Annotated in this window: 12 protein-coding genes; 5 read left to right on the plus strand and 7 right to left on the minus strand. The window is 62.4% G+C overall.

Annotation, left to right across the window (positions count from 1 at the left end):
* Nucleotides 1-235 precede the first annotated feature (235 nt).
* From rho to NFX52_RS09045, 4 genes are all read left to right on the plus strand, one after another.
* Nucleotides 236-1498: a transcription termination factor Rho gene (rho, locus tag NFX52_RS09030; protein ID WP_055398205.1), complete on the plus strand. Its 1263-nt coding sequence runs from the start codon at nucleotides 236-238 to the stop codon at nucleotides 1496-1498.
* A 273-nt stretch (nucleotides 1499-1771) separates the two neighbouring features.
* The gene (locus NFX52_RS09035) at nucleotides 1772-2026 is read left to right on the plus strand and encodes a type B 50S ribosomal protein L31 (RefSeq protein WP_008906759.1); all 255 of its coding nucleotides are present in this window, start codon (nucleotides 1772-1774) and stop codon (nucleotides 2024-2026) included.
* Nucleotides 2027-2132: 106 nt separating this feature from the next.
* Nucleotides 2133-3833 (plus strand): hypothetical protein, encoded by a 1701-nt coding sequence (locus NFX52_RS09040; RefSeq protein ID WP_055398206.1) that lies wholly within the window; start codon nucleotides 2133-2135, stop codon nucleotides 3831-3833.
* A gap of 32 nt (nucleotides 3834-3865) precedes the next feature.
* On the plus strand, nucleotides 3866-5233 hold the full coding sequence (locus NFX52_RS09045) for an MATE family efflux transporter (protein WP_055398207.1): 1368 nt from the start codon (nucleotides 3866-3868) through the stop codon (nucleotides 5231-5233).
* Here the strand turns inward: NFX52_RS09045 and phoR are convergent.
* The 7 genes from phoR to pstS form a co-directional block, all read right to left on the minus strand.
* The gene (phoR, locus tag NFX52_RS09050) at nucleotides 5187-6530 is read right to left on the minus strand and encodes a phosphate regulon sensor histidine kinase PhoR (protein WP_055398208.1); all 1344 of its coding nucleotides are present in this window, start codon (nucleotides 6528-6530) and stop codon (nucleotides 5187-5189) included. The genes NFX52_RS09045 and phoR overlap by 47 nt on opposite strands.
* Nucleotides 6531-6647: 117 nt before the next feature.
* The gene (phoB, locus tag NFX52_RS09055; protein WP_029412769.1) at nucleotides 6648-7355 is read right to left on the minus strand and encodes a phosphate regulon transcriptional regulator PhoB; all 708 of its coding nucleotides are present in this window, start codon (nucleotides 7353-7355) and stop codon (nucleotides 6648-6650) included.
* 21 nt (nucleotides 7356-7376) lie between these two features.
* The gene (phoU, locus tag NFX52_RS09060) at nucleotides 7377-8078 is read right to left on the minus strand and encodes a phosphate signaling complex protein PhoU (protein ID WP_055398209.1); all 702 of its coding nucleotides are present in this window, start codon (nucleotides 8076-8078) and stop codon (nucleotides 7377-7379) included.
* 11 nt (nucleotides 8079-8089) lie between these two features.
* Nucleotides 8090-8872 (minus strand): phosphate ABC transporter ATP-binding protein PstB, encoded by a 783-nt coding sequence (pstB, locus tag NFX52_RS09065; RefSeq protein WP_055398210.1) that lies wholly within the window; start codon nucleotides 8870-8872, stop codon nucleotides 8090-8092.
* Between the two features lie 57 nt (nucleotides 8873-8929).
* Complete coding sequence (pstA, locus tag NFX52_RS09070) at nucleotides 8930-9784, minus strand: phosphate ABC transporter permease PstA (RefSeq protein ID WP_055398211.1); 855 nt, start codon at nucleotides 9782-9784, stop codon at nucleotides 8930-8932.
* 42 nt (nucleotides 9785-9826) lie between these two features.
* Nucleotides 9827-10816, minus strand: a complete 990-nt coding sequence (gene pstC, locus NFX52_RS09075) for a phosphate ABC transporter permease subunit PstC (protein WP_228897760.1) — start codon at nucleotides 10814-10816, stop codon at nucleotides 9827-9829.
* Nucleotides 10817-10927: 111 nt separating this feature from the next.
* Entirely contained in the window at nucleotides 10928-11950 is a 1023-nt protein-coding gene (pstS, locus tag NFX52_RS09080) for a phosphate ABC transporter substrate-binding protein PstS (protein ID WP_055398213.1), read from the minus strand.
* 285 nt (nucleotides 11951-12235) lie between these two features.
* Between pstS and NFX52_RS09085 the strand changes: the two genes are divergently transcribed.
* Nucleotides 12236-13714 (plus strand): Ppx/GppA phosphatase family protein, encoded by a 1479-nt coding sequence (locus NFX52_RS09085; protein ID WP_055398214.1) that lies wholly within the window; start codon nucleotides 12236-12238, stop codon nucleotides 13712-13714.
* Nucleotides 13715-13784: the final 70 nt, after the last annotated feature.

Genomic DNA, 13784 nt, shown 5'->3' on the forward strand with positions numbered 1-13784 from the left:
CATGCACGCGGGGTTGTTTGTTTTCACGACACCACTTGCAGCGCCAGACACAGACCGAATTCGGATCCCGTGAATCTCCCGCTTTTTTTCCTGTCATAATTCCTTCAGATCACCGGCCTGCACGCATTGGCAGCCGGACCGAGATCCCCGGCGAGCCAGACCTGCAAACAGCAGCCCATCTGGCACCAGCCCTCCTCCCCCAAGATTCATACCAGCTCCGCCAAGGAGTCATTCCATGCACTTAAACGAACTCAAGGCACTGCACGTGTCTGAAGTCCTGAAGCAAGCCGAAGAACTCGAAATCGAAAATACCGGCCGCATGCGCAAGCAGGAGCTGATGTTTGCGATCATCAAGAAGCGGGCCAAGACCGGGGAACAAATCATTGCCGATGGCGTGCTGGAAATTTTGCCCGACGGTTTCGGCTTCCTGCGCAGCCCGGACACGAGCTTTACCGCCAGCACGGACGACATCTACATCAGCCCGAGCCAGGTGCGCCGTTTCAATCTGCACACCGGCGACATGATCGAAGGTGAAGTCCGCACACCCAAAGATGGTGAGCGCTACTTCGCCCTGAACAAGCTCGACTCCGTCAACGGCGGCCCGCCGGAGCAGAACAAGCACAAGGTGATGTTCGAGAACCTGACGCCCCTGTTCCCCAAGGAACAGATGAAGCTGGAGCGCGACTTCAAGGGCGAAGAAAACATCACAGGCCGCATCATCGACATCATTGCGCCCATCGGCCGTGGCCAGCGCGCGCTAATCGTCGCCCCGCCCAAGAGCGGCAAGACGGTGATGATGCAGCACATCGCCCACGCCATCACGGCCAACAACCCCGACGTGCACCTGATGGTGCTGCTGGTGGACGAGCGCCCTGAAGAAGTGACCGAAATGCAGCGCACGGTGAAGGGCGAGATCATCGCCTCCACCTTCGACGAGCCCGCCGCCCGCCACGTGCACGTGGCCGAGATGGTGATCGAGCGCGCCAAGCGCCTGGTCGAGCTGAAGAAGGACGTGGTCATCCTGCTGGACTCCATCACCCGCCTGGCGCGCGCCTACAACAACGTCGTGCCCTCCAGCGGCAAGGTGCTTTCGGGCGGTGTGGACGCCGCCGCACTGCAGCGCCCCAAGCGCTTCTTCGGCGCCGCGCGCAAGGTCGAAGAAGGTGGCTCGCTCACCATCATCGCCACCGCGTTGGTCGACACCGGCAGCCGCATGGACGAAGTGATCTTTGAAGAGTTCAAGGGCACGGGCAACTGCGAAATCCACCTGAACCGCCGCCTGTACGAAAAGCGCGTGTTCCCCGCCATCGAGCTCAACAAGAGCGGCACGCGCCGCGAAGAGCTGCTGCTGGCGCCCGAGATCCTTCAAAAGACCCGCATCCTGCGCCAGTTCATGTACAACATGGACGAGATCGAGTCGATGGAGCTGATGATCAAGAACATGAAGGCCACCAAGACCAATGTGGACTTCTTTGACATGATGCGAAGAGGAGGGTGACAACCCTCTGAGGCGCTTTCGCGCCTTCCCCCCTTCTCTCGAATTGCTACGCAATTCAGGAAGGGAGACACCGCCAGCGCGGCGGGGCGGCCCTTGCGCGGCGGTTCTGGCCAAGGCCTTGCCAGTTTCAGCCGTTACGGGCCGTCGCGAAAATGCCATCAAACCGCCTGTGCAATAATAGAGGGCTTTTTCTGCGGAAAGTACGTTGGATGTTCCACGGCGCAAAGGTTGCTCCGGGTTCAGCGCGGCTCCCGCACTTGACAAGGATTGATCATGAAAGAAGGCATTCACCCCAACTACCGCGAAGTCCTGTTCTCGGACCTGTCCAACGGCTTCAAGTTCGTGACCCGTTCCTGCGTGAACACGAAGGAAATGGAAACCTTCGAAGGCAAGGAATACCCGCTGTTCAAGCTGGATACGTCTTCTGAATCGCACCCCTTCTACACCGGTACGCAAAAGTCGGTGGACAACATGGGTGGCCGCGTGGAGCGCTTCCGCAACCGTTTCGGCAAGACCGCAGCGAAGTAATTCGCCCTTGCGTTCCCGCCAAAAAGGCAGCCCGGGCAACCGGGCTGCCTTTTTCCGTTGGTTTTGCCCTTATTCTCGGTGGCTTCGCTTTGCCGCCCTCTGACGCGTGAATCCACCGACCCCCGCCATCGTTACCCAGAACGCTGTCAGCCCCCTGCCACGCTGGGCACTGGTACTGCTGTGTATTGCCTATGTCGTGCCCGGCTTCGTCGGGCGCGACCCGTGGAAAAGTGCGGATGTCACGGCGTTTGGCTACATGCTGGAGCTGGCCCACGGGCACACGCCCTGGCTGAGCCCCCTGCTGGGCGGCATGCCCCCGGAAACCGAAGGACTGCTGCCGTACTGGCTGGGCGCTTGGGCAATTCAGCTAGCGCCCCAGTGGGTTTCTGCCGAGATGGCGGTGCGCCTACCCTTCGCACTCCTGCTGGTCATCACCCTCATTGCCACGTGGTACGCCGTCTACTACCTCGCACGCAGCCCCGGCGCCCAGCCTGTGGCCTTTGCCTTTGGGGGCGAAGCCAATCCACCCGACTACGCCCGCGCCATTGCCGATGGCGGGTTGCTGGCCCTGATTGCCTGCCTGGGCCTCGCGCAGCTCTCGCATGAGGTCACCAGCTATCTGGTGCAGCTCAGTTGCACGGCGCTGATCTTTTTTGCGGTTGCAGCCATGCCCCACCGCACCGTAGCCCCTGCCGTGGCGCTGGCCACAGGCATGGTGGGGCTCACGCTGGCAGGCGCGCCGGCGCTTGCAGCATTGCTGGGACTGGGCAGCATGGTGGTGGTGGTGTATGCGCCAGGCAGCCAGACAGACCATCGCCTGCGCTGGGCCCTGGCCCTCGGGGCAATCACGTTGGCAGCGGCGCTGATCGCCTGGGGGCTCGATCTCTGGCGCTGGCGAATTGTGGATTCCGGCTCAGGCGGCAAAGAGTGGCAGAGCCTGGCGCGGCTGCTGCTGTGGTTTGGATGGCCCGCCTGGCCCCTGGCCCTGTGGACGCTATGGCGCTGGCGCAAGCAGATCATCAGCCGCCAGGGGCACAGGCACCTGCTGCTCCCGCTGTGGTTCTCGGCAGTCTCCATTGCCGCCACCATCACCACCCAACCTGCAGACAGGGCCCTCCTGCTCGGTCTGCCGGCCCTGGCGGCACTGGCAGCGTTTGCACTGCCCACGCTGCGGCGCAGTGTGGGGGCGCTGATCGACTGGTTCACGCTGCTGTTCTTCACCGTTTCTGCGCTGGCGATCTGGGTGATCTGGATTGCCATGCAAACGGGCGTTCCCGCCAAGCCTGCAGCCAATGTGGCCAAGCTGGCCCCTGGTTTTGTGCCGCAGTTTTCCGCACTGGCGCTGGTCGTGGCCCTGGCGGCCACCGTGGGCTGGTGCAGCCTAGTGTGGTGGCGCGCCGCGCGCAACCGGGCGCCCATCTGGAAGAGCCTGGTGCTGCCAGCCAGCGGCGCTGCGCTGGGCTGGCTGCTGCTGATGACTTTGTGGTTACCGCTACTGGACTACGCCCGCAGCTATCGCCCCCAGGTTCGCAGTGTGATGGCCGCACTGGGCCCATCCCCGGGCTGTGTGCAGACGGTAGGGTTGAACCGTGCCCAGGTGGCGGCTCTGCAGTACCACGGTGGCCTCTCGCTTCAGAGGGCGGGCCTGCAGGACGAGTGCGACTGGCTGGTGGCTGACATCGCCTCCTGGCCTCCGTCCGAGCGCATGGTGAATGTGGCACGCTGGGAAGCCCGTGCCACCATTCCACGCCCCACTGACAAGAATGACCACCTCCTGGTCTTTCACCGTGCAGGGCCTGCACGCTGATGCTCGAATGATGCCCGAATGATGCCGGAGTAATGTCGGAGCTTTCGACCATCTCGCGCCACGCCATCACGGTGCTGGCCGGGCAACTGGCGGTGATGGCGTTTGGCGTGACAGACACCATCGTCGCCGGGCGCCATGGACAAGCCTCGCTGGCGGCACTCTCGGTGGGCAGCGCCATCTTCATCAGCGTGTATGTGGCGCTGATTGGCGTGCTGCAGGCGCTGCTTCCGGTGTGGGCCGAGTTGCGCGGCGCCCGGCAGACCGACAGCCTGGGCCGGTCTCTGCGGCAGTCGCTGTACCTGTGCGGCGCGGCCTCGCTGGTGGGCATGGCCATCCTGCTGTCCCCCGCACCCCTGCTGCGCTGGACTGAGGTGCCGCCAGCCCTGCGCACCGAGGTGGAGAGTTACCTGGCCGTGCTGGCCCTGGCACTGCTGCCTGCCCTGCTTTTTCGCATCTACAGCACCTTGAACCAGGCACTGGGCCGCCCCAAGCTGGTGACCTGGCTGCAGGTGGGCTCGCTGTTCATCAAGCTGCCACTGTCGATCTGGTTCACCTTTGGCGGCGCAGGGCTGCCTGCGCAAGGTGTGGTGGGATGCGCGTGGGCCACCCTGGTGGTCAACGGCAGCATGCTTGCGCTGGCAATCTGGCTGCTGCGCACGCAGGACATCTATGAGCCTCTGCGCATCTGGCGCCGTATGGAGCCCCCGCACTGGCCCACCATTGCGGGCTTTGCCCGCCTGGGCATCCCGGCCGGTCTGGCTGTGATGGTGGAGGTGACGTCGTTCACGCTGATGGCGTTGTTCATTGCACGCCAGGGCACCACCGCATCGGCGGCGCACCAGATCGCGGCCAATGTGGCGGCTGTGCTCTACATGGTGCCGCTGTCGCTGGCCATCGCCACCAGTGCCCGCGTCAGCTACTGGCTGGGCGCTGGCGATCCCGCACGCGCGCGCAAGGTGGTTTTTATAGGTTTTAGGCTTTCAGCGCTTATTGGTATTGCGCTAGCAGCTATATTATTAATAGCAAAGAATCACATTGGCGGTTTGTACTCCACCAACACCGGCGTGCTGGCCCTGACGGGCGGCGTCATCGTGTGGGTCGCTGCGTACCACGCAGCCGATGCACTACAGACGCTGTGCGTGTTTGTCTTGCGCTGCTACCGCATCACCGTGGCGCCGCTGGTGGTGTATTGCGTGTTGCTGTGGGGTGCGGGCTTGGGGGGCGGCTACCTGCTGGCCTACCGGGGCCTGGGGCCTTGGGCAGCGGAGCCATCGCCCACACCCTTCTGGGCCGCAAGCGCGGTGGCGCTGTGGCTCACTGCCGCGCTGTTCCTGGCCATGCTGTGGCGTGCGGTCAGACCGGCAGCGAAAACCCGCGCAACCGGTTCGCAGGGAAGGTGACCGAGAACACCGAGCCCTTGCCCAGGGTGCTGGCAATGTCCAGCGTGGCGCCGTGCCGCTGCAGCACATGCTTGACGATGGCCAGCCCCAGGCCGGTGCCACCGGTCTCGCGGGAGCGGCTGCGGTCCACGCGGTAAAAACGCTCTGTCAAACGCGGAATGTGTTCGGGTGCGATTCCCGGGCCTGTGTCCTGCACCGAGAAAACTGCGCAGCCATCTTCCATGCGGTGCCACGCCACCGTGATCACCCCACCCGCAGGCGTGTAGCGCACCGCATTGCTGATGAGGTTCGACAATGCGCTTTGCAACTCGGTGGGCACGCCTGCAATGTCGCCCTCAGCATGCAACGCGTCCTTCGACGGAAACACCATGACATGCTGGCGCGGCTGGTTTTGCGAGAGCACGGCCGACAGTGCACGCCCCTCCTCCTCGCACCGCTGCATGAGCGCCTGCACGGGCGTCCACTCCGCCATCCCCGGTGGCGGACTGCCCTCCAGGCGCGACAGGGTCAAAAGGTCTTGCACCACACTTTGCATGCGCAGCGCCTGCTGGGCCATCATGCCCAGATAGCGCGAGCGCTCGTCGGCACTCAGGGGCAAGGTCTGCAGCGTTTCGACAAAACCGGTCAGCACCGTCAGGGGTGTGCGAATCTCATGGGACACGTTCGCCACGAAGTCGCGCCGCATGGCCTCGGCCTGCTCCAGCGCCGTGACATCGCGCGACAGCAGCAGGGTGCGCCCGTCGCCATAGGGGTGCAGATGCACCGAGATGCGCACCGGCCGCGATGGCGTGCTGAAGCGCCCCTCCAGCACCACATCGTGGCTGAAATCCTGGGCGGCATAGTAGGCCGTGAACTCTGGATCGCGCACCAGATTGCCGATCGACTGCATCACATCGCGCTGGGCGTCAAAGCCGAACTGGCTGGCGGCCATCTGGTTGCACCACTCGATGCGGCCTTGCGCATCCAGAAGCACCACCCCATTGGGCGTGGCCTGCAGCGCAGCCAGTATCTCCTGCAGCCGGTCCTGGCTGTCGCGGATCTGGGTCTCCTGTCTGCGCAAAAGGCGCCGCGCACGGTCTGCCGCCTCACCCCAGATGCCGCGCATGGCCGGGACTTCGGACAGGTCACCCGTGCGCAGCCAGCGCAGCACACGCGCGCCACGCAGCAGATCCCAGACAAACCAGGCCCACGCCGCCAGGGCGGCGCCCAGGGCTGCGCCCCAGGGACCACCCTGCCACCATCCCAGCCCGCCACCCGCGATCTGCCAGAGCAGGAAATACGAAATACGCCACAGCATGCGGTCAGCAACGCCTTCTCAGAAAAACAGGGGCGCATCCTGTGCGCCCCATCGACAACATCAGGCCCGCGTCCTCAGCACCTGTTCACTCTATCGCTGAAGATCATCACCAGGCTCTCAGGCCTGCAACTGCACCTGGGGCTGGGCGGTGAGCCGGTAGCCCGCGCCACGCACGGTTTCCACCATCACGGAGGCGGCGCCCAGGGCTTCGCGCAGGCGCTTGACGTGCACATCCACCGTCCGCTCCTCGATGAAAACATGGTCACCCCACACCTTGTCGAGCAATTGTGAGCGGCTGTGCACACGTTCGGCGTGTTTCATGAGGAAATGCAGCAGCTTGAACTCGGTGGGGCCCACCTTGAGCGGCTGCCCCTGGAAGGTCACGCGGTAGGTGCCGGCGTCGAGCACCAGCTCGCCAATGGTCACGCTGTCGCTGACCTGCTCGGGAGCACGACGGCGCAGCACGGCACGGATCCGCGCCAGCAGCTCCTGCGTGGAGAACGGCTTGGTGATGTAGTCGTCGGCACCCGCATCGAGCCCGGCGATCTTGTCGGGTTCATCGCCCCGGGCCGTCAACATCAGGATAGGGATCGGCTTGGTGCGGCTGTCCGCACGCCACTTGCGTGCCAGCGACAAGCCGCTTTGCCCCGGCAGCATCCAGTCGAGCAGGATGACATCCGGCAGCACGGCATCCAGCTCGCGCTGGGCCGAGTCACCATCTTCCGCCCAAAAGGGCTGGAATCCGTTGTGGCGTAGATTGACTGCAATCAACTCGGCAATCGCAGGTTCGTCCTCAACGATGAGGACGCGTGGGAGCTTTCTCATAGTTTTGCCAAAGCTCTTTTTTTACAGAACGGCTGACTCGATCTCATCGAGGGCAGTGTGGCGCACATCCTTGCCCTTGACCAGATAGATGATCAACTCAGCCACGTTCTTGGAATGGTCGCCGATGCGCTCAATCGCCTTGGCCAGGAACAGCAGGTCCAGGCTGGGGGAGATGGTGCGCGGGTCTTCCATCATGTAGGTGATGAGCTTGCGCACGAATCCATCGAATTCCTTGTCGATCAGGTCGTCTTCCTTGAGGATGGCCACCGCCGCCTTGACGTCCAGGCGCGCAAAAGCATCCAGCGTCTTGCGCAGCAGGCCCGACGCCAGCTCGGCTGCCGTGCGCAGGTCGCTCGACGGCAGCGAGCGCGGTGCACCACTCTCGATGATGGAGCGCACCATACGGGCCATCTTATTGGCCTCATCACCCATGCGTTCGAGGTTGGCTGTGGCCTTGGAGAAGGCCAGCAGCAGGCGCAGGTCGCGCGCCGTCGGCTGACGGCGGGCGATGATGGACGACAGCTCCTGGTCGATCTCGACTTCCATCGCATTGATACGGGTTTCCATCGAGGCCACGGTCTCCACGGCCTCCAGGCTGAACTGCGACAGGGCGTATACCGCCTGGCGAATCTGCGATTCCACCAGGCCACCCATCTCCATCACACGGGCGGAGACGCTGTTGAGTTCGCTGTCGAACTGGGACGAAAGGTGTTTATCGGGCATCTGCTGTCTCCTTAGCCGAAACGGCCGGTGATGTAGTCTTCGGTTTCCTTGCGCTCGGGCTTGAAGAAGATCTGCTCGGTGGCACCGAACTCGATCATTTCGCCCAGGTACATGTAGGCCGTGTAGTCGCTGCAGCGGGCAGCCTGCTGCATGTTGTGCGTCACGATGGCAATCGTGTAGTCATGCTTGAGTTCGTCGATCAGCTCTTCGATCTTGGCAGTGGACAGCGGGTCCAGCGCCGAGGTGGGTTCGTCAAGCAGCAGCACAGAAGGCTTGACCGCCACGCTCCGTGCAATGCACAGGCGCTGCTGCTGTCCGCCGGAGAGCGACAAACCGCTTTGGTGCAGCTTGTCCTTCACCTCGGTCCACAAGGCGGCCTTGGAGAGCGCCCATTCCACGCGGTCGTCCATCTCGCTTTTGCTCAGGCTTTCGTAGAGCTTCACACCGAAGGCGATGTTGTCGTAGATGGACATGGGAAACGGCGTGGGTTTCTGGAACACCATGCCGATGCGGGCGCGCAGCAGGTTGATGTCCTGCTTGGGGTCCAGGATGTCCTGGCCGTAGAAGTTGATGGTGCCTTCGGCACGCTGGCCCGGGTACAGGCTGTACATGCGATTCAAAGTCCGCAGCAGGGTGGACTTGCCACAGCCCGAGGGGCCAATGAAAGCAGTCACCTTGTGCTCGGCAATGTTAAGGCTGACGTTGCGCAGCCCCTGAAACTTGCCATAGAAGAAGCTGAGGTTGCGAAGTTCCAGCGCATTCTTGCTGGGGGTGACGGTAGCGGTGGCGTTCATTGTCAAATCCTGAAAATGGAGGCTGTCTGGGTGGTGTCTGCGTAATGGGCCGACAGGTCAGGCACGGCTCTTCTCGCGCAGGAAAACCCGCGCCACGATGTTGAGGATCAGCACCGACAAGGTGATGAGCAAAGCCCCACCCCAGGCCAGGCGCACCCAGTTTTCGTAAGGGCTCAGGGCAAACTGGAAGATCACCACCGGCAGGTTGGCCATGGGGGCATTCATGTTGGTGCTGAAGAACTGGTTGTTGAGCGCCGTGAACAACAGCGGCGCAGTCTCGCCGCTGATGCGGGCAACAGCCAGCAGCAGGCCCGTCATCACGCCACTGCGCGCAGCACGCAGGGTGACCATGGTGGACACTTTCCAGCGTGGTGCACCCAGTGCAAAAGCAGCCTCGCGCAGACTGCCGGGCACCAGGCGCAGCATGTTCTCGGTGGTACGGACCACCACCGGCACGGCGATCAGCGACAAGGCCAGGCTACCGGCCCAACCTGAGAAGTTGCCGACCGTCGCCACGGCAATGGCATAGACGAACAGGCCCAGCACGATGGAGGGCGCGGACAGCATGATGTCGGTCACAAAGCGGGTGAGTTCGGCCGTCTTGCTCTGGTCGCCGTATTCCGCCAGGTAGACGCCAGCCAGTACACCAATCGGTGTGGATACCAGCACGGTAAAACCCACCATCATGAGGCTACCGACGATGGCATTGGCCAGCCCGCCGCCTTCCGATCCGGGCGCCGGCGTGGACTGGGTGAACATGTTCCAGTCCAGCGCAGCAAAGCCGTTGGACAGCAGAACGCTCAGGATCCAGAGCAGCACGAACAGACCCAGCACCATCGCCCCCAGGGAAAGGGTTAGCCCGATGGCGTTGGAGCGCTGGCGCTTTTTGTAGAGTTGTTGGTTGAATTCCATGGAGCTTGTCTCAAAAGAGGTTCATGGTCAGGGCATGAGGACTCAAAGGCCCTTGGCCTTTTCAGCACGCAACATCAGGATCTTGGCGGCCGAAAGCACCACAAAGGTGATCACGAACAGCAGGAAACCCAGCGCGAACAACGTGGAAAGATGGAAGTCAGCCGCCTCGCCGAACTCGTTGGCCAGCGTAGAGGCAATCGAGGTTCCCGGCGAAAAGAGGGATGTCGGCATGCGGTTGGCGTTGCCGATCACAAAGGTCACGGCCATGGTCTCCCCCAGAGCGCGGCCCAGGCCCAGCATGATTCCGCCTATAACGCCCTTCTGGGTGTAAGGCAGCACCACGCGGCGCACCACTTCCCAGGTCGTGCAGCCCAGGCCGTAGGCAGACTCGCGCAGGATGGGCGGAACAATCTCGAACACGTCGCGCATCACTGCCGCCACAAACGGCAGCACCATGAACGCGAGCACGATACCGGCCGCCAGGATGCCAAAGCCGTTGGTGCTGCCGCCAAACAGAAAGCCCACCAGCGGCATGGAGCCCAGCAGCTTTTGCACCGGCATCTGGAAGTAATCAGCAAACAGCGGGGCAAACACGAACAGACCGAACATGCCGTAGATGATCGAGGGGACGGCCGCCAACAGCTCCACAGCGGTGCCCAGGGGGCGCCGCAGCCAGACCGGGCAAGTTTCCGTCAGAAAAAGGGCAATGCCAAAAGCCAGAGGCACCGCAATCAGCAGCGCAATGCCAGCACTGGCCAGGGTGCCGACGATGGCAATCGCAGCACCGAATTCTTCATTGATGATGTCCCATTCCACGCGCCAGATGAACTGGACACCGAACTTATGGAACGTCGGCCAAGCGTAGATAAACAGAGAGACGATGATCCCCAGCAACGCCGCCAACACCAGCAGCGAAAGACTTTGGGTCAACCGATGAAAAAAGATGTCCTGAAGACGCTGCCGCCTGGCAATCGATACCATCGACTCCGTAGGGGCGTCCGTCTTTTTGGCGGACCCGGGTTGCGAACTCATGGTGGTTCCCACGCTCATGTTGACTCCCATCTGGCTTCTGGAGATCCCCACAAACCAGCACCCATCGGCCAGCCAAGGCGGCCGATGGGGGGTATTCTGGGGCAGACTGACTTACTTCTTGATCTGCGACCAGACTTTGGAACGGATCTCGGCGGTCAGGCTGTCAGGCAGCGGCACATAGTCCAACTCCGTGGCCATGCCTTTGCCATTCTTGAACGCCCAGTCAAAGAACTTCAGCACTTCGGCCGATTGGGCCTTGTCTGCAGGGTCCTTGTACATCAGGATGAACGATGCGGTGCTGACGGGCCAGCTCTCTGCACCCTTGGCATTGACCATCGAGATGCCCATGCCTGGGACGCTGAACCAGTCTGCACTGGCTGCGGCTGCGGCAAAGGTCTTGTCATCAGGGCTCACGTACTTGCCGTCAGCGTTTTGGAGCTGCAGGAAGTTCATGTTGTTCTTCTTGACGTAGGCGTATTCCACATAACCTACAGCACCCTTCACCCGGGTCACGTTGGCGGCCACGCCTTCATTGCCCTTGCCACCCACCGACGACGCAGCAGGCCACTTCACGGCAGCGCCCTTGCCCACGGAGTCTGCCCATTCCTTGCTGACAGCAGACAGGTAGTCGGTCCAGTTGAACGTGGTGCCCGAACCATCAGCGCGGTGAACCACGGTGATGTTTTGGTCCGGCAAGGTCTTGCCCGGGTTCAGCGCGGCCAGCTTGGCGTCATTCCACTTGGCGATCTTGCCCAGGAAGATTTCTGCCAGCACAGGGCCAGTCACGCGCAACTCGCCGGGCTTGAAGCCTTCCAGGTTGACCACAGGCACCGTACCGCCAATGATTGCGGGGAACTGCACCATGCCATCTTTGTCAAGGTCAGCACCCGGCAAGGGGGCATCGGTAGCACCAAAGGCCACGGTCTTGGCGCGAATCTGGCGGATGCCCCCGGAAGAACCGATGGACTGATAGTTCAGCCCTGTGCCCGTTTCCTTCTTGTAGGCTTCAGCCCACTTGGCGTACATGGGGAACGGGAAGGTTGCGCCCGCGCCGGTGATGTCTGCCGCAAAAGCACTGCCTACAGCCATGGAGGCCAGTGCTACAGCGACGGTTTTGAGAAATGTGCGTTTCATTATTCAGTACCTTTTGGCTAGGGTTGACAGGAACAGGCTGAACTCTAGGGCCCACAGATGACAATTCAGTGACACAAACCTTCCTCATACCCGCAACTGCCACATTTACATCCCGACCCATCCAGCACTAGCAACGCCGTCATTGATTTGTCATACAAGCCGCAGACACTGGCGAAGATCACATTCTTACGATCAGCCCACCCGCCATCCCGGTGGCAATGCGCGTTGCGCGGGTGCACCAGACGCTCGCGGTACCATGCCGAACGAAGCTCCAATCAGAAAAACATGCAGAACGGCACACGCCTCGCCGCAGTCGACCTCGGCTCCAACAGTTTTCGCCTTGAAATCGGGCGTTATGAGTTCGGTCATATCCAGAGGGTGGAATACCTCAAGGAGACCGTGCGCCAGGGCAATGGCCTGGACGAAGACCGCAATCTGACCCGAGACGCCATGGAGCGCGGCTGGGCCTGCCTGGCGCGATTTGGAGAGCGCTTGGCTGGATTTCCGCGCTCGCAGGTCCGCGCCGTGGCCACCCAGACCCTGCGCGAAGCACGCAACCGGGAAGAGTTTCTGTCACGCGGGAGCGAAGTGCTTGGCTATCCCATCGACGTCGTCTCCGGCCCCGAAGAAGCGAGGCTGATCTACCAGGGCGTCGCCCGCCTGCTCCCGCAGTCCGACGAGCGCCGCCTGGTGGTGGACATCGGGGGGCGCTCCACCGAACTCATTTTGGGCCAGCAATTCACGCCCCATGCCGTGGCCTCGTACCGCGTGGGCAGCGTAGCGTGGTCGCAGCGCTACTTTGCCAATGGCGAGTTCACCACGCAGGCGTTCCTGGCTGCCGAAATTGCAGCCAAGGCCGTGCTGGACGAAGCGCTGGAAACCTTCCAGCCAAATGCCTGGGAGGTAGCCTACGGATCCTCCGGCACAGCTGGCGCCGTTGGCGACGTGCTTGCAGCTGCGGGCGGCCCCCAAGGCGTCATCACCCGCGAAGGCCTCGACTGGCTGCAGGAACGCCTGCTGCGCGCCCAATCTGCGGATCGCATCCGCCTGGAAGGCCTCAAGGAAGAACGGCGCGCCGTCATTGGCGGAGGGATCAGCGTACTGCGCGCCGTGTTTGATCTGCTGGACATCGAGCAGATGCAGGTGGCCCAGGGCGCCTTGCGCCAAGGCGCACTCTACGATCTGCTGGACCGCGAACAACCCGGAACCGACCTGCGCACCGCCACCGTGAACGGCCTGATGCAGCGGTTTGGCGTGGACATGGAGCACGCGGAACGGGTTGCGCGCACGGCCTGTACGCTGTTTGACCAGGCTACGCCTTTTGGAAGTGAGCGAGCATCGCGCAAACTCGACTGGGCCGCCCGGCTTCACGAAATTGGTTGCCTGATATCCCATAGCGATTCCCACCGCCATGGCGCCTACATCCTCGACAACACCGATGCAGCCGGATTTGCAGTCCCTGAACTGCATCGCTTGGGCATCTTGGTTCAAGGCCAGCGCGGCAAGGTCCGCAAGCTGGAAGCGGACCTGCAAGACCCCGTCTTCGTGCTTCAACTGCTGAGCATGCGGCTGGCTGTGGCACTGTGCCACGCCCGCCGCGACCCCGACACCCAGGGCTTGTCACTGCAGACTCAAGGCCACCGTTTCATTCTGAAAGCCCGCGCTGGCTGGGCTACGGCGTTTCCGCAATCTGCACACCTGCTGCGCGAAGAAATCCAGGCATGGCAGAAGACCCCTTGGGAACTGGTGGTTGACCTTCCATGAGCATTGGCAATAAACTATATAAACTGTTTATACCGTTTACTGAAAGAGTTTGTTTGCCATGACCACTTCA

This window comes from Acidovorax facilis (assembly GCF_023913775.1).
Lineage (GTDB): Bacteria > Pseudomonadota > Gammaproteobacteria > Burkholderiales > Burkholderiaceae_C > Acidovorax > Acidovorax facilis.